At 63.4% G+C, this 22,823-nt stretch carries 24 protein-coding genes; 10 read left to right on the top strand and 14 right to left on the bottom strand.

Translation table 11 applies throughout. From position 1 onward, the window contains the following. Positions 1-16 precede the first annotated feature (16 nt). The 5 genes from RTQ46_RS10620 to RTQ46_RS10600 form a co-directional block, all read right to left on the bottom strand. Positions 17-358 carry a DUF3325 domain-containing protein gene (locus RTQ46_RS10620; protein ID WP_312436435.1) on the bottom strand — a complete coding sequence of 114 codons (342 nt, stop codon included), beginning with the start codon at positions 356-358 and terminating at the stop codon, positions 17-19. Next, positions 355-2,052 (bottom strand): PepSY-associated TM helix domain-containing protein, encoded by a 1,698-nt coding sequence (locus tag RTQ46_RS10615; RefSeq protein ID WP_312436433.1) that lies wholly within the window; start codon positions 2,050-2,052, stop codon positions 355-357. The genes RTQ46_RS10620 and RTQ46_RS10615 overlap by 4 nt, the downstream gene beginning before the upstream one ends. Further along, a complete protein-coding gene (locus RTQ46_RS10610) occupies positions 2,049-2,327 on the bottom strand; it encodes a hypothetical protein (protein WP_312436431.1) in 279 nt (92 codons plus the stop codon). Before RTQ46_RS10610 ends, RTQ46_RS10615 begins: the two co-directional genes overlap by 4 nt. Before the next feature lie 203 nt (positions 2,328-2,530). After that, a complete protein-coding gene (locus tag RTQ46_RS10605) occupies positions 2,531-3,523 on the bottom strand; it encodes a FecR domain-containing protein (RefSeq protein WP_312436430.1) in 993 nt (330 codons plus the stop codon). Then, positions 3,520-4,029, bottom strand: a complete 510-nt coding sequence (locus RTQ46_RS10600; protein WP_312436428.1) for a sigma-70 family RNA polymerase sigma factor — start codon at positions 4,027-4,029, stop codon at positions 3,520-3,522. The genes RTQ46_RS10605 and RTQ46_RS10600 overlap by 4 nt, the downstream gene beginning before the upstream one ends. Before the next feature lie 226 nt (positions 4,030-4,255). Between RTQ46_RS10600 and ffh the strand changes: the two genes are divergently transcribed. Both ffh and RTQ46_RS10590 read left to right on the top strand, forming a co-directional pair. After that, a complete protein-coding gene (ffh, locus tag RTQ46_RS10595) occupies positions 4,256-5,623 on the top strand; it encodes a signal recognition particle protein (protein ID WP_312436426.1) in 1,368 nt (455 codons plus the stop codon). A 321-nt stretch (positions 5,624-5,944) separates the two neighbouring features. Further along, a complete protein-coding gene (locus RTQ46_RS10590; RefSeq protein ID WP_312436425.1) occupies positions 5,945-6,370 on the top strand; it encodes an SWIB/MDM2 domain-containing protein in 426 nt (141 codons plus the stop codon). Positions 6,371-6,732: 362 nt separating this feature from the next. Here the strand turns inward: RTQ46_RS10590 and RTQ46_RS10585 are convergent, their stop codons facing one another. Both RTQ46_RS10585 and RTQ46_RS10580 read right to left on the bottom strand, forming a co-directional pair. Next, positions 6,733-7,332, bottom strand: coding sequence for a lytic transglycosylase domain-containing protein (locus tag RTQ46_RS10585; RefSeq protein ID WP_312436467.1), 600 nt, complete (start codon positions 7,330-7,332; stop codon positions 6,733-6,735). Positions 7,333-7,343: 11 nt separating this feature from the next. Then, positions 7,344-9,080, bottom strand: coding sequence for a proline--tRNA ligase (locus RTQ46_RS10580; protein WP_312436423.1), 1,737 nt, complete (start codon positions 9,078-9,080; stop codon positions 7,344-7,346). Positions 9,081-9,284: 204 nt separating this feature from the next. Between RTQ46_RS10580 and RTQ46_RS10575 the strand changes: the two genes are divergently transcribed. Continuing rightward, the gene (locus RTQ46_RS10575; protein ID WP_312436422.1) at positions 9,285-9,926 is read left to right on the top strand and encodes an RNA pyrophosphohydrolase; all 642 of its coding nucleotides are present in this window, start codon (positions 9,285-9,287) and stop codon (positions 9,924-9,926) included. Between the two features lie 91 nt (positions 9,927-10,017). Here RTQ46_RS10575 and mqo read toward each other — a convergent pair whose 3' ends face one another. The 3 genes from mqo to RTQ46_RS10560 form a co-directional block, all read right to left on the bottom strand. Then, positions 10,018-11,625 (bottom strand): malate dehydrogenase (quinone), encoded by a 1,608-nt coding sequence (mqo, locus tag RTQ46_RS10570; protein ID WP_312436420.1) that lies wholly within the window; start codon positions 11,623-11,625, stop codon positions 10,018-10,020. Positions 11,626-12,060: 435 nt separating this feature from the next. After that, entirely contained in the window at positions 12,061-12,465 is a 405-nt protein-coding gene (locus RTQ46_RS10565; RefSeq protein ID WP_312436418.1) for a VOC family protein, read from the bottom strand. Positions 12,466-12,480: 15 nt separating this feature from the next. Continuing rightward, on the bottom strand, positions 12,481-13,233 hold the full coding sequence (locus tag RTQ46_RS10560) for an SDR family oxidoreductase (protein ID WP_312436416.1): 753 nt from the start codon (positions 13,231-13,233) through the stop codon (positions 12,481-12,483). Between the two features lie 150 nt (positions 13,234-13,383). Here RTQ46_RS10560 and RTQ46_RS10555 point away from each other — a divergent pair, with 150 nt between their 5' ends. The 3 genes from RTQ46_RS10555 (at position 13,384) to RTQ46_RS10545 (ending at position 15,301) form a co-directional block, all read left to right on the top strand. Beyond that, on the top strand, positions 13,384-14,271 hold the full coding sequence (locus tag RTQ46_RS10555; RefSeq protein WP_312436415.1) for an AraC family transcriptional regulator: 888 nt from the start codon (positions 13,384-13,386) through the stop codon (positions 14,269-14,271). A gap of 66 nt (positions 14,272-14,337) precedes the next feature. Further along, on the top strand, positions 14,338-14,805 hold the full coding sequence (locus tag RTQ46_RS10550) for a DUF1203 domain-containing protein (protein WP_312436413.1): 468 nt from the start codon (positions 14,338-14,340) through the stop codon (positions 14,803-14,805). Positions 14,806-14,878: 73 nt separating this feature from the next. Further along, the gene (locus RTQ46_RS10545) at positions 14,879-15,301 is read left to right on the top strand and encodes a DUF1841 family protein (protein WP_312436412.1); all 423 of its coding nucleotides are present in this window, start codon (positions 14,879-14,881) and stop codon (positions 15,299-15,301) included. On the opposite strand, the gene RTQ46_RS10540 is transcribed toward RTQ46_RS10545, so the two are convergent. Together RTQ46_RS10540 and nirK are read right to left on the bottom strand one after the other, a co-directional pair. Continuing rightward, complete coding sequence (locus tag RTQ46_RS10540; protein ID WP_312436410.1) at positions 15,302-15,781, bottom strand: hemerythrin domain-containing protein; 480 nt, start codon at positions 15,779-15,781, stop codon at positions 15,302-15,304. It lies immediately after the preceding gene. 17 nt (positions 15,782-15,798) lie between these two features. Beyond that, on the bottom strand, positions 15,799-17,259 hold the full coding sequence (nirK, locus tag RTQ46_RS10535) for a copper-containing nitrite reductase (RefSeq protein WP_312436409.1): 1,461 nt from the start codon (positions 17,257-17,259) through the stop codon (positions 15,799-15,801). A 150-nt stretch (positions 17,260-17,409) separates the two neighbouring features. Between nirK and norR the strand changes: the two genes are divergently transcribed. Continuing rightward, on the top strand, positions 17,410-18,966 hold the full coding sequence (norR, locus tag RTQ46_RS10530) for a nitric oxide reductase transcriptional regulator NorR (RefSeq protein ID WP_312436408.1): 1,557 nt from the start codon (positions 17,410-17,412) through the stop codon (positions 18,964-18,966). 4 nt (positions 18,967-18,970) lie between these two features. Here norR and RTQ46_RS10525 read toward each other — a convergent pair whose 3' ends face one another. Both RTQ46_RS10525 and RTQ46_RS10520 read right to left on the bottom strand, forming a co-directional pair. Beyond that, positions 18,971-19,312 carry a cytochrome c gene (locus RTQ46_RS10525; RefSeq protein WP_312436407.1) on the bottom strand — a complete coding sequence of 114 codons (342 nt, stop codon included), beginning with the start codon at positions 19,310-19,312 and terminating at the stop codon, positions 18,971-18,973. 11 nt (positions 19,313-19,323) lie between these two features. Next, positions 19,324-19,653, bottom strand: coding sequence for a cytochrome c (locus tag RTQ46_RS10520; RefSeq protein WP_312436465.1), 330 nt, complete (start codon positions 19,651-19,653; stop codon positions 19,324-19,326). A gap of 231 nt (positions 19,654-19,884) precedes the next feature. Here RTQ46_RS10520 and RTQ46_RS10515 point away from each other — a divergent pair, with 231 nt between their 5' ends. The 3 genes from RTQ46_RS10515 to RTQ46_RS10505 are packed head-to-tail and all read left to right on the top strand — an operon-like array spanning position 19,885 to position 22,550. Then, on the top strand, positions 19,885-20,754 hold the full coding sequence (locus RTQ46_RS10515; RefSeq protein WP_312436406.1) for a MoxR family ATPase: 870 nt from the start codon (positions 19,885-19,887) through the stop codon (positions 20,752-20,754). 9 nt (positions 20,755-20,763) lie between these two features. Next, on the top strand, positions 20,764-21,387 hold the full coding sequence (locus tag RTQ46_RS10510; protein ID WP_312436405.1) for a GNAT family protein: 624 nt from the start codon (positions 20,764-20,766) through the stop codon (positions 21,385-21,387). Continuing rightward, positions 21,381-22,550 carry a hypothetical protein gene (locus RTQ46_RS10505; protein ID WP_312436404.1) on the top strand — a complete coding sequence of 390 codons (1,170 nt, stop codon included), beginning with the start codon at positions 21,381-21,383 and terminating at the stop codon, positions 22,548-22,550. Before RTQ46_RS10510 ends, RTQ46_RS10505 begins: the two co-directional genes overlap by 7 nt. Positions 22,551-22,823 lie beyond the last annotated feature (273 nt).

Here is a 22,823-nt window from a genome sequence, read left to right as displayed (position 1 = left end):
GTCCTTGAAGTGAAGATTACTGCAGGAGGATTGCCAGACCTGCCAGCGCGGCGACGGCTGCCAGCAGGGAACTACGAAACAGCAATTGAGGGGCATACGGCAGCAGCAGGGCCACGGCCAGCGCGCCGGCAGACAAAAAACCGAGCCAGGCCACCACGCCGACGGTGGCGCTCCAGCCAGCCACGCAGGGCCAGATGGCCAGCGCCAGCAGCACGCTGCCGGCCAGTTGCAGCGCGCGCCGCACCGAGGGCGCCGCGTCGCGTCCGAACACCTGGCCGTGGTGGCGGTCCATCGCCAGCGACAGGCTGGCCATGCCGGCATAGGTCAAACCCAGTGCGCACAAGATGGTGGTGATCATGCGTTGTTCTCCGTGGTGGTATTGGGGGTGCGGAGGCCTGACCTGGCCAGCGATTTGGCCGCGCGCGCCGGCTTGTCCTTGCGCATATGAACCTTCCAGGCGCCCAGCGCGGCCAAAAGGCCAAAGGCGATGGCGCACAATTCGACGCCCGCGCTTTCCAGGTCGCCACGCGCAAACTGCGCCAGCAGGCTGTCGCCGGTGCTCAGCACATTGAGCACGGGCAGCAGCAGGCACAGTGCGGCCAGGAGCCCCAGTTGCTCGATCCAGGCGCGTTTTTCGCTGCGCAGGCAGGCGTGCAGCAGGGTGACGAACCAGATGCCGAAAAAGGCTTTCACTTCCCAGCCGGCACGCTGTTCCAGGCCGACGGGGATCAGGCGACTGGCCCACAAAAAGCCGATGCAGGCGATCGCCAGGCCGGCAATCGCGGCGATATTCAGGCAGGCCACCAGGCGGTATACGCGCGGCGTGGCGGCGCCGAATTCGCCGAGCGACTTCTGGCGCCGCTTGACCAGGAACAGGATGGCGCCGGTGCCCATCATGGCGGTGCCGGCCAGGCCGCACAGGAAATACAGCCAACGCATGGAAATCCCGCCAAAACCGACCATGTGCAGGTTCGACATGACGGTGCGCGTCAGCGCCGCGCCGCCCGTATCCGAGTCGCCAGGCCGGCGCACTGCGGTTTCCACGCCGGTGGCCAGCGCATAGCAGGCGCGGCCTGTATTGGCGCTGATGCGCTCCAGCAGTTCGCTGTCTTCGTTCCAGCCATACATGCACACGCGCATCGAGGCATCGTTCGGGTTGTCCAGCACCACGGCGCGGATCTCCTGGCCAATGCTTTGCTCGGCGCGCAGCGCGAACGGCTCCAGGTCAGGGATCGCCAGCGGCTGCCCCGTGCGCGCCGGTTTGCCGACATCGTTCCAGTCGGCCATGAACAGCTTCTTGGTGTTCTGCATGCCGTACTGCGCCACCACCGGCGCCGGCACATAGTCGTCGGCGTAAAACACCAGGCCCGTATAGGCGATCATGAACTGGAACGGCAGGGTCAGTACGGCCACCGCATTGTGCGCGTCGAGCCAGGAACGCTGGCCCTTGGCGGGGCGAAAGGTAAAGAAATCCTTGAAAATGCGCTTGTGCGTGATCACGCCGCTGACCAGTGCCACCAGCATGATCATGGTGGTAATGCCGACGATCCACACGCCGATGCGCCCCGCATGCAGCTCATAATGGAAATCGACGAAATGGTGGCCGCCTTGCGTGGCGCGCTGCACGCCGGCGTGGCCATGTTCGATCTGCTTGCCTGTCAGCGTATCCAGATCGGCCGAACCATAGCCGCCCTGCGGCTGGAACCAGTAGGCCGACAAGCCCTGCTCCGGGCGCTGCACCGGCCAGATTTCCCACATGTCCGCCTTCGGATGCGCCTTGTCCATGAAGGCCAGCGCCAGCTGCAGCCGGTGCGCGCGGTCCGTCACTTTGGGCGGTGGCGGCTCATTGGCGTGCGCCGCTTCTTCCAATGCATGCTCGGGCTGCATCCAGTGGCCGATCGGCTCTTCGAACACGGACAGGGTGCCGGTCAGGAAAATCGCAAACAGCAGCCACGAGATCCATAGCCCGCTCCACGTATGCAGCCAGGCCATCGCCTGGCGCAGGCCGCCCGACTGCGGCGACTTCACCGTCTTTTTCGGATTGACGCTCATGCGGCACCCCGCGACAGCAGCAGGCCGATGCCGCCGCACAGTATCGCCGGCAGCAGCATGCCGAGCCAGGCGCGGCGCAGGTCCTGCACCGCGAATACCCAGATCACGGCGCAGGTATACACCACGAACGCGCTCAGGGTGGCAGTCTGCACGGCTTCCACGCGCGACAGCGGCAGCACGGCCGACAACAGCACCGCCACGCCGGAAGTCAAGGCATAGCCGCCGAAAATAGCCGCCAGCACGCGCGACAGCAACATCATGTGAACCGGCTTCATGGCTGTGATACTCCATGAATTATTTGTTTCAATTGCATCACTGCCTCTCTGCGTCAAATTGATGATGGCGGCGCTGCCGGCCCGAAATACGCCGGGCGGCAAGCCTGTTATTTTGATGAATACTTCATCCCTCACCTACAGGTGCCGCGAGAATCGAAATCGGGCAGCCATATGGCAAACTATTTTTTGAGGGAGGGGGGATGCTACGGTGCCGGTTCGACCGACACCCAGTAGCGCGTGCGGCTGCGCACCTGCACCGGCAGCGAATTGGGCAGCATATTGAGGATGCGCTCCGTATCGAACAGCGGGAACACGCCCGACAGCCGCAGCTGCGCCACCTCCGGCGCGCAGCGGATCACACCGGGGCGGTAGCGCGACAGGTCGGTCAGGAATTCGCCCAGGGTCACGTCATCGACGATCATCTGCCCGCGCGACCAGGCATCTGCATAGATGCCGACGGCATGCGGCGCAGCGGCGTGCCGGCGCGTGAAAGTCGTGCTGCGCCCGGCCGGCAGCAGCAAGGACGCACCAATGCCGTCCAGCGGCCGGATCTCCACCGCGCTTTCAAATACCGCCACGTAGCTCTGGCCATCCTGCTGGCGCACGGAAAAGCGCGTGCCCAGCGCACGCACCAGGCCTTCGCGCGTGGCCACCACCAGTGGCGCGTTACTGGCAACCCCAGTGCCCGCGCCATGGCCGCTGACAATCAGGATTTCGCCGGCCAGCAGTTCGATCAGGCGGCGTTTGCCATCGAAGCGCACATTGACGGCCGAACCGGTGTTCAGGCTCAGCGCGCTGCCGTCAGCCAGCGTGATATCGCGCCGCTCGCCGGTGGCGGTGCGGTAGTCGGCACGCAGCGTGCGCACCTCGTCCCAGGCACCAGTCTGCGCGGCCAGCATGCCGGCGCCGCCGGCCACGCCCAGCCAGACCAGCAGCTGGCGGCGCTTGTGACTGGCTGCAGGCGGCGCCGCGCCGGCCAATGCCTGCGTGGCCGCGCCCTTGTGCACCTGGCCAAAACGCTGCGAAAACGCTTCGATCTGCTGCCAGGCCCGTGCATGTTCCGGGTCGGCGTCGCGCCAGTGCTGCCAGTCGCGGCGCTGCTGCCCGCCCGCCTCGTCCGACATCAGCACGGTCAGCCAGTCGGCCGCCTGCTGCGCCACGGCGTCGCTGATGGCCGGTAGCGCGGCCCTGCTCACGACGGCAGTGAAAAAAACACGTGCCGGTTGGCGCGCGTCAGGTACTGTTTCACCGAGCTGGCCGACACGTTCAGGCGCTCGGCGATCTGCGCATAACTCAAGCCTTCGAGCTGCGCCAGCAGGAATGCCGTGCGCACGGGCAGCGGCAAGCCGTCGAGCGCCGCATCGATTTCCTGCAGCGCTTCCAGCGCCAGCAGCCGTTCTTCGGGCGCGGGCGCCACGGCCGGCGGCAGGCAGGCCAGTGCCGCCAGGTAGGCGTCTTCCAGTACCTGCCGGCGGTAGCGGTGCGCCAGCAGGCGGCGCGCAATGGTGGCCAGGAAAGGCCGTGCTTCGCGGATCTGCGGCGCGCTGCCGCTGGTCAGGACACTGATAAAGGTATCCTGCGCCAGGTCGGCCGCTTCGCCTGCATGGCCCAGCTTATGCCGCAGCCAGCCCTGCAGCCAGCCATGATGGCTGCTGTAGAGCGCGTGCAGTTCCTGTTGCTGGGCAAAATCGGCGGCCGCCATGACATCCTTTCCCGCCAGGTGCGCGGCACCCGTCAGTGAAATCCATGTAAATAAGAATTATTCTCATTTTAACCTTGAAATGTCCCTGCATGCAATCATGGCATTGCCATAAATGACAAGGTATCGATCGCTGCGCCAGGCCGCCGCAGCCGCGCGATAGAGTAAAATGACGGCCATCGTCCGGCCTGGTGCCGCCCACTCTCAAGCTTTCCACTGCAGGTTGATCATGCTAGATAATCTTACCCAACGGCTTGCCAAAGTCGTCAAGACCATGCGCGGCGAGGCGCGCCTGACCGAAGCCAATACCGCCGAAATGCTGCGCGAAGTGCGCCTGGCGCTGCTCGAGGCCGACGTCGCCCTGCCTGCCGTGCGCGAATTCATCGCCCGCGTCAAGGAAAAATCCATGGGCGAGGAAGTGCTGTCCTCGCTGTCGCCGGGCCAGGCGCTGGTCGGCGTGGTGCAGCGCGAGCTGGCCGCCATCATGGGCGCCGACCTCGGCCCCGAAGCGTCGCAGATCAGCTTTGCGCAGCAGCCGCCCGCCATTATCCTGATGGCCGGCCTGCAGGGTGTGGGTAAAACCACCACCGTCGGCAAGCTGGCGAAATACCTGAAGGAAGAAAAGAAAAAGAAAGTGCTGACCGTCTCGGCCGACGTGTATCGCCCTGCCGCGATCGCCCAGCTGCAATCGGTAACCAGCCAGGTCGGCGCCGACTTCTTCCCGTCCACCGCCAGCGACAAGCCGGTCGATATCGCGCTCGCTGCGCTGGACTGGGCCAAGAAGCACTATCACGACGTGCTGATCATCGATACGGCCGGCCGTCTCGGTATCGACGAAGAGATGATGCGCGAAATCGCCGCCGTCCACGCGGCCGTGAAACCGATCGAAACCCTGTTTGTGGTCGATGCCATGCTGGGCCAGGACGCCATCAACACGGCCAAGGCCTTCAACGACGCGCTGCCGCTGACCGGCATCGTACTGACCAAGCTCGATGGCGATGCACGCGGCGGCGCGGCCCTGTCGGTACGCCACATCACGGGCAAGCCGATCAAGTTTGCCGGCGTGTCGGAAAAACTGGACGGCCTGGAAGCATTCGACCCGACCCGCATGGCCAACCGCATTCTGGGCATGGGCGACATCCTGGCGCTGGTCGAAGAAGCGCGCAAGGGCGTCGACAGCAAGGCGGCAGCCGACCTGGCGCAGAAGATGAAGGTCGGCGGCAAGTTCGACATGAACGACTTCAAGGCGCAACTGGGGCAGATGAAGAAAATGGGCGGCATGGCCAACCTGATGGACAAGCTGCCGGCGCAGTTCCAGCAGGCTGCCGGCGGCAAGAACATGGACCAGGCGGACAAGCAGGTGCGCCGCATGTGCGGCATCATCGACTCGATGACGCCGCAGGAGCGCGCCAAGCCTGAACTGATCAAGGCCACCCGCAAGCGCCGCATCGCCGCCGGCGCCGGCGTGCAGGTGCAGGAAGTCAATCGCATGCTGAACCAGTTCGAGCAGATGCAGACGATGATGAAGAAATTGTCGGGCGGCGGCATGATGAAGATGATGCGCAGTATGAAAGGCATGATGCCTGGTCTGAAGTAAGGCCTATGGCCCGTCCGGACCGGCGGTCCGGAGGGCATTTTCGGACCGCAAAAAGCAGCAAAACAGTATGTTGAATAATGCCGGGCAGCATTTTCCCCAGCCCGGCAATCCCCCTCCCCGCATAGCCAGCAACCATGCCGTTTTCAGGCAAAAACACACTTCCCGGCTCTTCCACGCTGCGCCCGGGCGACATAGGGGAGATTTACCTGCTTTTTCCTCGTGAAAACGTGAAAATCGCTTGCATACTGTGTAAATCCCCACCAATATTAGCCGTGCGATTAATTGCGCAATTTCCCATGTGTTTGTTAAGGAGGCTCGAAGATGGCAACAGCCAAAAAAACCCCAGTAGCAGCGCCAGCCAAAGCAGCAGCAGCCAAGCCTGCCGCAGCCAAGAAAGCAGCACCCGCAGCCAAAGCCGCACCAGCAGCTAAAGCAGCAGCCAAACCGGCTGCGAAACCGGCAGCGGCGAAGAAAGCGGCAGCACCGGCAACACCACGCAAGCCAAACGCAGCATTCATGAAAGAAATGACGCCATCGAAAGATCTGGCGGCCGTCGTTGGCGCAGCACCGTTGCCGCGCACTGAAGTGACCAAGAAGGTCTGGGATTACATCAAAAAACTCGACCTGCAAGATCCGGCCAACCGCCGCATGATCAATGCAGACGACAAACTGAAAGCCGTTTTTGGCGGCAAAGCCCAAGTCTCCATGTTTGAAATGACGAAGCTGATCTCCGATCATTTGAAATAATCAGTTACGCGCCGGCTTTTTGGCCGAGCGAGTGCCCCGCCGCTTTACTGCGAGCGGGGTATTTTTTTGGTCGCAACGACCCCGTCATCCGTTCATGTCATAAATTAGCGCCCCTGCTCCACAAGCACACCAGCAAAGGCACGAGAATCGCAGTCGCCCGCAATGGCAAGTCGGGCCAAGCGGGCCTGAAAAATGTCGAGGGCAAGGCGCAGCGACGAAGACAGTACGCATGTACGGCGAGGAGCTGCAACGCCGCCATCGGCATTTTCTCAGGTCCGCGTCTCCTGGCCCGCCATTTTTACGCCTTGCGCTTGCAATTCATAGCACAGCCTGACTCAAGGACAGCAGGGTCAGACCCTACCCTATTTGAATTCCCAGTTCCGCCACGCCGCCCGCACCGCATTCGGATACTCGGGCCGGCCCCGGCTGCCGTTATACCGCCCCAGCGCCAGGTACAGATCGCCCTTTTCCATGTCCAGGTACATGCGCAGGATCGCGCAGCCGTAGCGCAGGTTGGTCTGCATGTGAAACAGCTTGCTGCGGTCATGGTCGCCGATGACGCCGGTCCAGAAGGGCATCACCTGCATGTAGCCGCGCGCGCCGGCCAGTGACACCGCGTATTTGCGGTAGGCGGATTCGACCTGGATCAGGCCCAGCACCAGCGCCGGCTCCAGGCCCGCGCGGCGCGATTCGTACCAGACGGTTTCCAGGAATTCCGTGCGCAGCTGGGTGTCCGGCAGTTTGCGCTGCAGGCGCTGCGACATCTGCGCCAGCCATTGCCGGTAGCGCTGCAACTGTTCGGGATTGGCAAACGTGGGTTGTGGTGGACGTTCGTCGCGGATCGCATGCGACAAGGCCAGGCGAACCGAGTCCGCCAGCGCCTCTTCCTTCTGGTTGCCGGCCTGCGCAAGCGGGGCGCAGGCCAGGCAGGCGGCCAGCGCGAGCGCGCCGGCCGTTTTCATTACAGGCACGCTCACTGTGCCATTTTGGCCTGGATAAAGGCGACGATGTCGTCGGGCGCCACGCCAGTGGCTTCCGTATCGCGGCGGCCCTGGTATTCCAGCTTGCCTTCTTTCAGGCCGCGCTCGCCGATGACGATGCGGTGCGGCACGCCGATCAGCTCCCAGTCGGCGAACATGGCGCCAGGACGCTGGCCACGGTCGTCGAGGATCACGTCCACGCCGACAGCTTGCAGGGCCGCGTAGAGCTGTTCCGTCTGTTCCTTGACCAATTCGCTGCGGTCCATGCCCATCGGGCACAGCACCACCTCGAATGGCGCGATCGAGGCCGGCCAGATAATGCCCTTGTCGTCGAAGTTCTGTTCGATGGCGGCGCCCAGGATGCGCGTGATGCCGATACCGTAGCAGCCCATCTGCAGCGGCGCAGGCTTGCCGTTTTCGTCGAGGAAGGTGGCTTTCATGCTTTCCGAGTAGGCCGTGCCCAGCTGGAACACGTGACCGACTTCGATGCCGCGCTCGATCGCCAGCACGCCCTGGCCGTCCGGCGACGCGTCGCCGGCAACCACATTGCGCAGGTCGGCCACGATGGCCGGTTCCGGCAGGTCGCGGCCCCAGTTGGCGCCCGTGTAGTGGAAACCGGCGTCGTTCGCGCCGCAGACAAAGTCGCTCATCTTGTCGACCGTGCGGTCGGCCACCACGGTGACCGGCAGTCTGGTGCCGACCGGACCCAGGTAGCCGGGGATCGAGCCGTACACTTCCAGCAGCTCTTCTTCGGTGGTGAAGCGGTGATTGGCCAGGCCGGCCACCTTGCCGACCTTGATCTCGTTCAGTTCATGGTCGCCGCGCAGCAGCAGCATGAAGTGCTGCTTGGTGACCTTGCCGTCTTTTTCCGTTTCGCTCGTCAAAGCGATGGTTTTCACGGTCTGCGCCAGGTCGATGCCCAGCAAGGCGGCCACGGTTTCGCACTTGACGGTGTCCGGCGTCGCCGTTTTCGTCAGCGCCTGGGTGGCGGCCGGACGCTCGCCGGTCAACGGCAGCGCTTCGGCCGCTTCCATGTTGGCCGCGTAGTCGGACGTCGGGCAGTACACCAGCGCGTCTTCGCCGGTGTGGGCGATAACGTGGAATTCATGCGAGCCGGAGCCGCCGATGGCGCCGTTGTCGGCCGCCACCGCGCGGAACTTCAGGCCGAAGCGCGTGAAGATGCGGGTGTAGGCGTCGAACATGACCTTGTACGAGGCCTGCATGCCGGCCAGATCGCGGTCGAACGAGTAGGCGTCCTTCATGGTGAATTCGCGGCCGCGCATCAGGCCGAAGCGCGGACGGCGCTCGTCGCGGAACTTGGTCTGGATATGATAGAAATTGAGCGGCAGCTGGCGGTAGGACTTGATTTCCGTGCGCACCACGTCGGTAATGACTTCTTCCGAGGTCGGCTGGATCGCGTATTCGCGGCCGTGGCGGTCTTTCACGCGCATCAGTTCGGCGCCCATCTTGTCCCAGCGGCCGGTTTCCTGCCACAGTTCGGCCGGCTGCACGAGCGGCATCAGCAGTTCGATGGCGGCGGCCTGGTTCATCTCCTCGCGCACGATGGCTTCCACCTTGCGGATCACGCGCAGGCCCATCGGCATGTAGGTATAGATGCCGGAACCGAGGCGTTTGATCATGCCTGCACGCATCATCAATTGGTGGCTGACGATTTCCGCGTCAGAAGGAGCATCTTTGAGTGTCGAGATAAAAAAACGGGAGGCGCGCATAACGGTGAATTCTTTTTAAAAAGAGAGGGTTATAATCAACCTAATTTTAAAGGATTAGCTGGCTGATGCGTCCATACTTTATACAAATGCGCTCAATTGGTGCGATTCCGGCCCTTTTCGCACCCCGAAAAGACCGCTGGCTCGCGGAGTTGTAGGCAATTATGTAAAAAAAGACGCGCTGTCGCAGAAAGTTTGAGGTGTTTTATGCTCGACCGTGAAGGGTTTCGGCCCAACGTCGGCATCATCCTGCTAAACGCCCAGAACGAGGTGTGGTGGGGCAAGCGGGTGCGCGAGCACTCATGGCAGTTTCCGCAAGGCGGTATCAAATATGGCGAAACACCGGAACAAGCCATGTTTCGCGAACTTGAAGAGGAAATCGGACTCAGACAGGAACACGTCAAAATTGTCGGCCGCACCCGCGACTGGCTGCGCTATGAAGTGCCGGATCACTTCATCAAGCGCGAGATTCGCGGCCACTACCGTGGTCAGAAGCAGATTTGGTTTCTGCTGAGAATGTGCGCGCGCGACAATGACGTCAACCTGCGCCTGACCGACCATCCCGAGTTCGACGCCTGGCGCTGGCATGAGTACTGGGTCCCGCTCGATGTCGTGATTGAATTCAAGCGCGATGTGTATCAGCGTGCCTTGCAGGAGCTGTCCCGCTTCCTGACCTGGCCCGCGCATGGCGGCCATGGCGGTGCACAGCAGCCGCACCGCCATACCTCGCGCTACCTGCGCCAGCCTCACGCGCCCCGTGCGCAGGAGGCCGCCGCACCGGCCAAGGCAGGCGAGGATGGCAAGCTGGAGATCGCCACGCCGGAACTGATACTGCCGGGCAAAACGTAGCCTGGCATCACCATCAGCGTCCCACGCAAAAAGGGCAGCCCTCGCAGGCTGCCCTTTTTTATTGCCGGCAAACTTGCCGCCGGCGTAATGCTTACTGCGCTGCGGCGACCGCTGGTGCGGCAGCGGCAGCCGGTACATCCAGCGTGAACGCTTTCAGGCCCAGGATATCGCTGCTGTAGTGGCGGATCTTGTTCGCCAGCGCAGGGTCGCTGTTGAGCTTCTGGCCATACGACGGCACCATTTCCAGCATCTTGGCTTGCCATTGCGGCGTGGCCAGGCGATCCTTGAAGGCCGTTTGCAGCACCTTGATCATGATCGGTGGCGCGGTCGAAGCGCCTGGCGAAGCACCGAGCAGGGCCACGATGCTGCCATCGGCGGCGCCGACCACTTCGGTGCCGAACTGCAGCAGGCCGCCTTTGACCGGATCATCCTTGACGATCTGTACGCGCTGGCCGGCGTTCTGCAGGGTCCAGTCTTCCATCTTCGCGTTCGGCAGGTATTCGCGCAAGGTGGCCAGGCGGTCTTCCGGCGAGTTCATCACTTGCTGCACCAGGTACTTGGTCAGCGGGATATTGTCGTAGCCGGCCTGGAACATCGGCTTGATATTGCCGGTGCCGATCGAGGCCGGCAGGTCGATCCACGAACCGTTTTTCAGGAACTTGGTCGAGAAGGTGGCGAACGGGCCAAACAGCAGCGCTTTCTTGCCATCGATAATGCGGGTGTCCAGGTGCGGCACCGACATCGGTGGCGAACCGACCGACGCCTTGCCGTAGACCTTGGCGGCATGCGCTTCGACCAGGGCCGGATTGGTGGTCACCAGCCATTGGCCGCCGACCGGCACGCCGCCGAAGCCCCTGGCTTCAGGAATGCCCGATTTTTCCAGCAGCGGCAGCGAGCCGCCGCCTGCACCGATAAACACGAACTTGGCGCGCACGTTCTTTTCCGTGCCGTCGGCCAGGTTCTTGACGGTGACGTTCCACACGCCGTCGGCGCCGCGCTTGATGTCTTCCACCTGGTGGCGCAGGTGCAGGGTCATGCCATGGCTGTCGGTCAGATACTTGACCAGGCCGCGCGTCAGGTTGCCGAAGTTGACATCGGTACCGATTTCCATGCGCGTTGCCGCCACTTTCTGGTTCTTGTCACGGCCTTGCATGACCAGCGGCGCCCACTGTTCGATCTGGTTAAAGTCTTCCGAGAACAGCATGCCCTTGAACAGGTTTTCCTGCTGCAGCGCGGCGTAGCGCTTTTTCAGGAAGGCAATATTGTCGTCGCCCCACACAAAGCTCATGTGCGGCACATTGTTGATGAAGGTCTGTGGCGCGCCCAGGTGCTTGTTGGCAACCTGATAGGCCCAAAACTGCTTCGACACTTCGAACTGCTCGTTGATGGCAACGGCTTTCTTGGTTTCGATGCTGCCGTCGGCCGCTTCCGGGGTGTAGTTCAGTTCGGCAAATGCCGAGTGGCCCGTGCCCGCATTGTTCATCGCGTCCGAACTTTCGGCCGACACGCTATCCATGCGTTCGACCATTTCCATCGTCAGCGACGGATCAAGTTCCTTGAGCATGCTGCCCAGGGTGGCGCTCATGGTGCCGGCGCCCACCAGCAGCACGTCGAGCGGCTTGTCCGTCGACGCCGGCGGCGTCTTGTCACATGCCGCCAGCATCAGGCACGACATCAAAATTAATAGCGATTTACGCATGGGTAACTCCGTTTATGAAGACTGAAGGATTGCTTGCACGCCACCATGGCATCAGCACGGCATCAGCAGAAAACGGCAGGCCACCGGTGCGCAAAAGCGCCCGGACGCGATGTCGATGGTGTGAGGCAAGCATGCTGCTGCGCTCCCGCTTATCGGGAGCTGGAATCTGGTGGCAAGGGTGCGGAATGGGAGGCACGGCGCCAGGCTGGGCAGTTCTGCCGCAGGGCAAAACCAGCTACAAAATCGCGTTCGTGTCCATAGCAAATGTCAAGAGCAGCGATTTTAGCACCGTTATTTGGCGCTTTTGGAGGGGAAAGGATCGTGGATAATACTTACTGTAAAGTATTAATTTTAGTTAACCATGCGTCAAAAACGCTGGTCCGCGGTGATACCGGCAACGCGTTCAAACGCTGCCGGCAAGCCGCAAAAAGATGTTTATTTCTGTGGATGTTGCCAGCTTTTATAGACGATTTCGATGCTGTAGCCATCGGGATCGAAGAAACTGGCGGCATAGTAGCGTGGATCGTAATACAGCCGCGCACCCGGTGCGCCATTGTCGGTGGCACCGGCTTTCATGGCCGCCTTGTATGCCGCGTCGACCTCGGCGTGACTACTGGCCACGAAGCCGACATGGGCCGCGCGCGCATCGACATGGCCCGCCCTTAACCAGAAAAAGATGCGGCCGTTGGCGCCGAAGCCTTTCAGGTCGGGATGGCCCGGCGGGCCATCCTTGCCGTCGTAGTCGACGCGGGTGGTGATGCCGAGCGGCGCGAATACGGCGCCGTAGAACGCGATGGAACGGTCGAGATTGCTAACGCTGATAAACACATGGTCGAGCATGGGCCAGCTCCTTTTTTAGATGTTGTAGCCACCGCCGACTTCGATGGTCTGCGCATTGACCCACCCATTGTCCTCCAATAACAGGCTGGCGATCGCCTTGCCCACATCGTCGGCCGCGCCGATCCGGCCCAGCGCCGTCTGGCCAGCCAGCATGGTTTCAAATTCCGGATGCTGGTCGAATGTCGCGCCGGTCATCTCGGTGCGGATCGCGCCCGGAGAAACGGCATTGGCGCGGATGCCGCGCGCGCCGAATTCCTTGGCCATATAGCGGGTCAGCACTTCCAGGCCGCCCTTGAAGGCCGCATATGGCGCGGCGCCCGGCGTGGCCACGCGTGTGGTGGCGCTGGTCAGGTTAACGATATGGCCGCCATCGGCCATCAGCGGCAGCAAGGCCTGGGTCAGGAAGAACGGCCCTTTCAGGTGCACATTCAGCAAGCCATCGAACTCGGCTTCGGTGACGGACTCGATGGCGTTGAAGTTGCCATAGCCGGCATTGTTGACCAGGCCGTCGAAACTGTCGCGGCCCCAGGTCGCTTGCAGTGCGCCAGCCAGCCGGGTACGAAAACCGGCGAACGAGCCGATATCGCCCACGTCCAGCGCCAGCGCCACGGCCTTGCCGCCCGCCGCAGTAATTTGCCGCACCACCGCGTCGGCGCCGGCCGGGTGGCTGTTATAGGTCACGACGACGCCCATGCCCTTGCTGGCACATTGCACTGCGGTGCTGGCGCCGATGCCGCGGCTGCTGCCGGTAATCACGATGATGGTCATGTTGAAGCTCCTTGAGGTGTGGGGTAGTGCAGCCATCGTAGGCGCCAGGGCCAGGTCCTGCATACCGGTTCCTGCCGCAAACCTGCCTGATTCTGCTTTCAGCCTGTTTCCTTGCTTGCGTATTTGTGCGGCTTGCGATTAGATGGCGCCATGGATACCCAACTGAACGAACTCAGGACCCTGGCCGCCAGGGCGCAGAACCGGCTGACGGAAACCGGCATCCCGCGCGTGGCCATGGTGCAGGGCGCCGTCCCCGAACACGAGCTGGCGGCCGTGTATCAGCCGATGGTCAACCTGATCCTGCGGGGCAGCAAGTCGATGACGGTGGGCGAACGCGTGCTGCACTACTGCCCCGCCAATTATTTCGTGATGTCGGTCGACCTGCCCGCCATCGGCACCATCTGGCCGGCGGCCACGGGCGAACCGTATCTGGCGGTGGCGCTGACGCTGGAGCCGTCCATCATTGCCGGCCTGCTGGCCGACCTGCCCGAACCTGCACATGGCGAACGTGCCGTGGCAGGGTTTTCCGTGGCGGCCGTGACCGAAGAACTGATGGATGCCTGGGTGCGCATGCTGCGCCTGATGGACCGGCCCGCCGACATTGCCGCGCTGGCGCCGGCGTATGAGCGCGAAATCCTGTATCGGGTATTGCAAGGCCCGCACGGCGCCATGCTGCGCGAGATCGCCACGCCCGATACGGCCATGGCGCGCGTGGGCCGCGCCATTACCGTGATACGGCGCGACTTTGCCCAGCCGCTGCCGGTGGAAACGCTGGCCGAACAGGCCGTGATGAGCGTGTCGGCCTTCCACCGCCACTTCAAGGCCGTCACCGCCATGAGCCCCCTGCAGTACCAGAAGCGCATCCGCCTGCTGCGCGCGCGCACCCTGCTGACGGCGGGTGGCAAGAACGTCACGGCCGCCGCGTTCGAGGTGGGCTATGAAAGCGCGACCCAGTTCAGCCGCGAATATGCGCGCGCCTTCGGCCTGCCGCCAGCGCGCGACGCGGCGCGCATCGTGGCCCACTTCCGATTGCCATAGCAAGAAGCGGATGGCGGGCATGCCAGGAAACGGGTCTGATGGGGCTTTTGCCCACAGGAGTCTGTCATGTCTTTCCGCATTTCCGGCCTGTCGCCGCTGCCGTTTCAACATTTATATGGCCTGCCCGAGGCCGAACTGAAGTCGCTCGGCGTGGTGCGCTGCACGGTCGATCACAAGCCCGGCTATCCCGACCGCATCACGATGGAAGATGCCGAGCCGGGAGAGACCGTGCTGCTGCTCAATCACGTCTGTCAAAGCGCCGACACGCCCTACCGCGCCTCGCATGCGATCTTTGTCCGCGAAGGCGCCATGCAGCAGTACGACGCCGTCGGCCGGGTGCCGGACTCGCTGCGCATCCGCCTGCTGTCGCTGCGCGCCTACGATGAGCATGGCATGATGCTCGACGCCGACGTGGTGGAGGGAAAAGCCATCGAAACCGTGATCGAACGGCTGTTTGCCGACCCGGCAGTGCGTTATATCCATGTGCACAACGCGCGGCGCGGCTGCTACGCGGCCCGCGTCGAGCGGGCTTGAGCAGGGGTTCAGGTACACATTCCGGGTACGCGGTACAATATCGCCTGCCCTTTTCCAGCCCTGTGCCAACACGATGTTCAATCCTTCTTCCGACGATGTGCGCCGCTTCTTTTGCGACACCTTGCGCAAGCACCACGCCCGCGAAATCCTGTCGCCGATGGAAGCGATCGCGATCGACTGGATCCTCGAGCATCCCGAATATGAAAACGAACTGAGCGACGTGGAAGCGGCGCTGGCGCGCGACTATTCGGTCGAAGGCGGCCAGGCGAACCCGTTTCTGCACCTGTCCATGCACCTGTCGATCACCGAACAGGTGCAGGTCGACCAGCCGCGCGGCATCCGCACGGCCGTCCAGCAGCTGGCCCAGCGGCTCGACTCGGCCCACGCGGCCCAGCACGAAGTGATGGAATGCCTGGGCCAGATGATCTGGGCCTCGCAGCGCTCGGGCCTGCCGCCCGATACGGACGCGTATATCGACTGCGTGCGGCGCCGCTGATCAAGGCGCCGCAGCCGGCGCAAAACGCTCGAACAGCAGATTGTTCTCGGTATCGATATGTGCCAGCAGGTCGTCGCGGAAGGTGCGCAAGCCTGCGTACAGCGCGCGCCAGGTGGCGCACGCATCCGACGGCGCCTGCATGCCATTGCTGATTTTTTCCAGCGCGCGCACGGCCAGGCCATGATCGTCGTGCTCCATGCGCATCACGCGGATCGGCACCGCGGCCAGGGCGCCACGGCCGGCCAAGATCATCGGAAACAGCACGTTTTCCTCCTTGCGCATATGGCTTTCCAGTTCCTGCACCATGGCCGACAGCTGCTCTGCCAGCCCATGCGGACAATCGGCATGCTCGCCATGCACCTGCTCGACCTTGCGCGCCAGGCGCAGCAGCTCGGGCAGCTGCTGGCGGTGCACGGTGTGGTAGCGCGCCAGCACATGCGCGACCAGCTGCGCGGCTGACATCTCTTCCAAGGCTTCCATTTCGCTCTCTCCCGTGTTCACTGCGCGGCGCCCGCGTGGAATACGCCCGGCACGGCTTGGCCGGTGACTTCCAGCACGCCGACGGCGCCCTTGCCCGCGCGCGACAGCGCATGGTCGACCAGCAGGTAGCTGCCCGGATGCTGGACGGTCAGTTCGACGATGGTTGCGCCGCCGGGCGCCACCAGCGTGGTCTGCACATCGTGTTTCGGGCTGCTGATCGAGCCTTCGCTGTACACCTTGTCGAAGATCTCGCCGATGATGTGAAAGGACGCGATCTTGTTCGGGCCGCCAACGCCAAAGTAGATGCGCACCGTCTCGCCCACTGTCGCCTGCAGCTTGTGCGTCTTGCTGAGCGCCCCCACTTCGCCATTGAAGACGTAGTAGTCGGGCAGTTCGTTGGCCATCTTTTCCAGGTTCGGCTCCTGGTGCACGGGGGCGCCGTGCGGACGGCCCGTGTACATCTCGCCCTGCATCACGTAATACTCGCGGTCGACCCTGGCCAGGCCATTTTCCGGCTCGACCAGGATCATGCCGTACATGCCGGCCGCGATATGCTGCGGCACCAGCGGCGTGGCGCAGTGGTACACATACAGGCCGGGGTTCAGTGCCTTGAAGGTGATGGTTTTTTCCTGGCCCGGTGCGACCTGGGTATGCTGGCCGCCGCCATGGCCGCCGGTCACCGCATGCAGGTCGATCGAGTGGATCATCTTGCTGTCATGGGCGTTGGCCAGGGTCAGCTCGACCGTGTCGCCCACGCGCGCGCGCAGCATGGGGCCGGGCACCTGCCGGTTGAAGGTCCAGTAGGTGAACGTGGTACCGTCATCGAGTTTGCCGGGCAGCTCCACCGTCTCCATGCGGTACTTGAGCAGCTGCGGCGCGCGCGCGCCGATGGCGGCGGGCACACTTGCCGGGTTGGCCGCCACGCTGACGGCAGCGGGGTCCGGACCGCGCATCGGCGACGGTGCCGGCGTGTACAGCGCCAGCGCGGCCTGGCTCGATTCGCTGGCGGGCGTGGCGGCAGGCGCGGCAGCGGTGCCGGCGGCGGCCAGCGCGGGCCCGCTGACCTGCAGTTTTCCCTCCATGCCGATCTGGCGATGGCCGGGAATCGAGCAGTAATAAGTAAAGCTGCCGGCGCGCGTGACCTTGAAGCGCAGCGTTACCTTGCCGCTGCCGGCGCTGAATTTGGCGGACGCCACCTTCAGTTCGGGGATCACCAGGTCATGCTCGGCGCCCTCGCCGCTTTTCAGCACCAGCTCGACCGTGTCGCCCGTGTTCGCGGTCAGCTGCGGGTTGACCTGCCCCTTGGCATCGACAAACACCATCTTGCCGTCAACGATATTGGTCTGCAGTTCATAGTGGCGCGTGGCAGCTGCGGTGGCAGACCTGGCGACGGGCGCAGCGGCGGCCTGCACCGGCACGTGAAGGGACAGGAGACAGATGGCGGCGCCAATCGCGCCGAGAGACAATGACGGTTTCATGAAGCTTTCCTTGATCTGTTACGCCGGATCGGCAGTATCAGCCTCGCAAACGACGTGCCAGGAAATACTTGTTTTAAATCAATGATTTGAAAAGCCCAGGGTGCAAATGACCCTGGTGCCAGAGGGTCCGATGTACCATTTGTGGTGATCATGACCCCATCTTCCCTGCACCCGCTGCTGTTGCCCGACCTGGTGGCCGACCTGCCGGTGGCGGTGCGCCTGCAGCGCCTGCAGCGCCTGGTGGGCAGCCTGCGCGCGCACTTCGGCTGCGGCGCGGTGGCCCTGCTGAAACTCGATGGCGACCATCTGCGGCCGGTGGCGATGGCTGGCCTGGCGAGCGACGCGCTGGGGCGCCGCTTCCGGCTGGCCGACCATCCGCGCCTGCAGGCCATCGTGCGCCAGCGCGGCGTCACCTGCTTTCATCACGACAGCCCGCTGCCCGATCCGTATGACGGCCTGATACCGGGCCATCCCGGCGCGCCGGTGCCGGTGCACGACTGCATGGGCATGGCGCTCGATGTCGAGGGCGAGCGCTGGGGCGTGGTCACGCTCGACTCGCTGCAGGTCGGCGCCTTTGACGCGCAAGCACGGCGCGACTTGGGCGAGCTGGCCTGCGCGATCGAAGCGGCCGTGCGCGTGACGCGCCTGGAAGCGGAAATCCGCGCGCTGCGCGTGTCGAACGGCGCGGCCCGGGCCGCGACCGGCGCACCGCGTGAAGAAAGCGAATTGCTGGGCCAGAGCGTGGCCATCACGCAGCTGCTGCGCGAACTGGACGGGGTGGCCGATGCCGAACTGCCGGTGCTGCTGCTGGGCGAGACGGGCGTAGGCAAGGAATTGTGCGCGCACCGGCTGCACCGTTTGTCGCGGCGCGCCGGCAAACCGCTGGTACATGTCAATTGCGCCGCCCTGCCCGAGTCGCTGGCCGAGAGCGAACTGTTCGGCCATGCGCGCGGCGCGTTCTCGGGCGCCGTCAGCGAGCGGCCCGGCCGTTTCGAAGCGGCCGACGGCGGCACGCTGTTTCTCGATGAAGTGGGAGAGCTGCCCCTGGCGATCCAGGCCAAGCTGCTGCGCACCCTGCAGAATGGCGAAATCCAGCGACTGGGCGCGGATCAGCCACGGCGCGTCAATGTGCGCGTGATCGCCGCCACCAACCGCTGCCTGCGCGCGCATGTGCGCGACGGCACCTTCCGCGCCGACTTGTATCACCGCCTGTCGGTCTATCCGTTGCAGATTGCGCCGCTGCGCGAACGGGGCAACGACGTGCTGCTGCTGGCCGGACGCTTCCTGGAGCTGAACCGCGCGCGCCTGGGCCTGCGCAGCCTGCGCCTGTCAGGCGACGCCGAAGACGCGCTGCGCCGCTATCGCTGGCCCGGCAATGTCAGGGAACTGGAACATGTGATCAGCCGCGCCGCGCTGAAGGCCGTGATACGGGGCGCGGACCGCAGGCAGATCGTGACGCTGGAGCCAGGCATGCTGGACCTCGATGGCGCGGATGGCCTGGCGCCGCCGGCCGCGACGGACCAGCAAACCCGCACTTCGGATGCGCCACCGGCCACCCTGCAGCAGAGGGTGGAAAGCTGCCAGCGCCAGGCCATCCGCCAGGCACTCGATGCACATCACGGCAACTGGGCGGCCAGCGCACGCCAGCTGGGACTGAACGCCAGCAATCTGCACAAGCTGGCGCGCCGGGTGGGCCTGAAAGCCTGAGCGCTCAGCGGTGAATGACCAGGCTTTTCGGCAGGCTGTGGAAATATGCCGCCAGGTCCTTGATATCCTGGTTGCTCAGCGGTTTCACCTGGCCCGTCATGATGGCGTTGTTGCGGCCATTGGCGGCGTCGCCGCGCTTGTAGGCGGTCAGCGCGTGCTCCAGGTAGTCGCGGTGCTGGCCGGCCAGTTTCGGGTACGAAGGATCGATCGGCGAGGCGTAGTCCTTGCCGTGGCAGGTGGCGCAGCTGTATTTTTCGGCCAGCGCCTTGCCGGTATTGACATTGCCGGCGGCCACAGCGCCGAAGGAGACGAGCGAGCACAACAGGGAGGCGAGTAGTCTTTTCATCTGGCTGGTCCTCAGTTGGGCTTGGCTTGTTGCGAATAATAGGCGGCCACGTCGGCGATATCCTGGTCGGACAGGCTGGCCGCGATGCCCTTCATGCTCGGATGCTTGCGGTCGCCCTTCTGGTACGCCTTGAGGGCGTTTTCAATGTATTTGGCGCTCTGGCCGCCGATCATCGGCACCTGGAACACTTCCGGGAAGGTTGCCTTGTATCCGGGGATGCCGTGGCAGCCGATGCACATTTCCACCTTGGCTGTCCCGGCCTTGGCGTTTCCTACGATGTCAGCTGCTGTGGCGGCATTGGCGATGCCGGCAAGCACGAGAAGTGCAATTATTTTTTTCATATTGGCACAAAGTGAACAAAGGTAATCGGAGAAACGCGAAGGCTGGTTTTTTTTGATGTTATATATTGACGGCTGATAGTTGCCGATTCTAACCAAGATAATCTTGCAAGTCTACTTACATAAAACAGCGTGTGTGCGGGGCGGTACACGGCGCGCCACGGCGCCCGGCATGGCAGTGTGGCACAGTTCTGTTTATACTCGAATCCTTTCAACCGTCCGGCAGAACCGCTCATGCAAGCAAAGCACCCCCAGCAAGGCCAACGCTTCGAAGGCTCCGACAGCTATGTCGCCACCGCCGACCTGAAACTGGCCGTGAATGCGGCATTGACCCTGCAGCGCCCGCTGCTGATCAAGGGCGAGCCGGGCACCGGCAAGACCATGCTGGCCGAAGAAGTGGCGGCCGCGCTGAACATGCCTTTGATGCAGTGGCATATCAAATCGACCACCAAAGCGCAGCAGGGGCTGTACGAATACGATGCCGTCTCGCGCCTGCGCGACTCGCAGCTGGGCGACGAGCGCGTGCGCGATATCCAGAACTACATCGTCAAGGGCGTGCTGTGGCAGGCCTTCACGGCGCCCGAGCCGGTGGTGCTGCTGATCGACGAGATTGACAAGGCCGATATCGAGTTCCCCAACGATCTGCTGCGCGAACTCGACCGCATGGAATTCTATGTGTATGAAACGCGCCAGATGGTCACCGCGCTGCACCGCCCGCTGGTCATCATCACCTCGAACAACGAGAAGGAACTGCCGGACGCGTTCCTGCGCCGCTGCTTCTTCCATTACATCAAATTCCCGGACAAGGACACGATGGAGCAGATCGTCGCCGTCCACTACCCGCACCTCAAGCGCGAGCTGCTGGCGCAGGCGCTGCAGACCTTCTACGACGTGCGCGACGTGCCGGGCCTGAAGAAAAAGCCGTCGACCTCGGAGTTTCTCGACTGGCTCAAGCTGCTGCTGGCCGAGGACATTCCTGCGGAGGCACTGCGCAGCCCCGACAACAAGGCCGTGGTGCCGCCGCTGCATGGCGCGCTGCTGAAAAACGAGCAGGACCTGCACCTGTTCGAGCGGCTGATGTTCATGTCGCGCACCAACCGCTAGGGAGCGCCGGTGAACGAGATCGCCCCCATCACGCTGGCCCTGCACGGCATCCGCCTCGAACCGCTGGCGCCGCACCATGCCGAAGGCCTGCGCGCCGCCGCCAGCGACGGCCAGCTGTGGCAATTGCGCGTCACCTCCGTGCCCGAACCCGACCAGGTGGAACAGTACATCTTCAAGGCGATCGAGATGCGACCCTCGCGCTTTGCCTTTGCGGTGATCGATATCGCCAGCGGCGACGTATTGGGCAGCACCAGCTACCACGACGTGCTGCCGGCGGTGGGCCGGGTGGAGATCGGCTACACCTGGTATGCGAAACGCTGCCAGCGCAGCCATGTCAACACCACCTGCAAACTGCTGCTGCTGGCGCATGCGTTCGAGACCCTGGACTGCGCGCTGGTCGGTTTTCGCACCGATAATTTCAACCACGCTTCGCAGGCCGCCATCGAGCGCCTGGGCGCGAAAAAGGACGGCGTGCTGCGCCACCATGCCTTGCGCCGCGACGGCACCGTGCGCGACACGGTCATGTACAGCATCACGCGCGGCGAATGGCCCGAGATCGCCGCGCACCTGCGCTACAAGCTGGCGCAGCGGCCGATCGCGCCGCTGCCGCCGCCAGGGGACTCCTTATGCTGATCGACTTTTTCTTCACGCTCAAGGATGCGAAGATCCCCGTTTCGATCAAGGAGTTCCTGACGCTGTTGGAAGCCCTGCAGAAGAACGTGATCGGCGCCTCGATGGACGACTTCTATTATCTGTCGCGCCTGACCCTGGTCAAGGACGAAGCCCATTTCGACAAGTTCGACCGCGCCTTTGCGCAGTATTTCAAGGGCGTCAATGCGGCGTTCGACACCAATGCGGCGATTCCGCTCGACTGGCTGCTGAAACGCATGCAGCGCGAGCTGACCGATGAGCAGAAGGCGCAGCTGGAAAAATTCGGCTACGACAAGCTGATGGACCGCCTGAACGAACTGCTGAAGGAGCAGAAGGAACGCCACGAAGGCGGCAGCAAGTGGATCGGCACCGGCGGCACTTCGCCATTCGGCAATGGCGGCACCAATCCGGAAGGCATCCGCATCGGCGGCAAGGGCGGCAACCGCACGGCCGTCAAAGTGTGGGAAGCGCGCAGCTACAAGGATTACGACGGCGAGCGCGAACTGGGCACGCGCAACCTGAAGGTGGCGCTGCGGCGCCTGCGCAAGTTCGCGCGCGAAGGCGCGGAAGACGAACTGGCGCTCGACGCCACCATCGCCGCCACCGCCAATAACGCCGGCTATCTCGACATCAAGATGCGGCCCGAGCGCCGCAACCGCATCAAGGTGCTGATGCTGTTCGACGTGGGCGGCAGCATGGACGACCATATCGAGCGCACCGAAGAGCTGTTCTCGGCGGCGAAGACCGAATTCAAGAACATGGAATTCTTCTATTTCCATAACTGCGTCTACGACTACCTGTGGAAGAACAACCGGCGCCGCAATGCCGAGCGTTTTCCCACCTGGGACGTGCTGCGCAAGTACCCGGCCGACACCAAGCTGATTTTTGTCGGCGACGCCACCATGAGCCCGTATGAAATCCTGCATCCGGGCGGCTCGGTCGAGTACAACAACGAGGAAGCGGGATCGGCCTGGCTGGCCCGTTTCACGGCCGCTTTCCCGAAATTTATCTGGCTCAATCCGGAGCAGGAAGGCCTGTGGCAGTACCGCCAGTCGATCGGCGTGATGCGCCAGTTGATGAACGACCGCATGTTCCCGCTGTCGATCGACGGGCTGGAACGGGGCATGCGGCTGCTCAGTAAATAAATAAGTTACCAGGGCCGTATAACAAAAAGTCCATGGCGGCATCAGGCCGCCATGCCGTACACTGCTGCACAACATCACCGGGCGCCCCAGGTTTGCGCCCCCTTGCAGCACCCGCGTGCATGCCCGCCCTGGGCCGTCGCACCGTTCGATTGCGTACAGCGTGCGCGCGCTTGGCTCCGGTAGAATCGGCGCATCAGAGCACCCGGCAACGCTCGCGCAACCATGCATTACCGCTGCACCTCTGTTCTTGCGGCGCCAGCATTGGCGCTGCCG

Origin of the sequence: Janthinobacterium sp. (genome assembly GCF_031995485.1) — a bacterium.
GTDB lineage: Bacteria > Pseudomonadota > Gammaproteobacteria > Burkholderiales > Burkholderiaceae_D > Janthinobacterium.
Note: the sequence above shows the minus strand (reverse complement) of the source record. Positions and strands in the feature narration are given on the sequence as shown.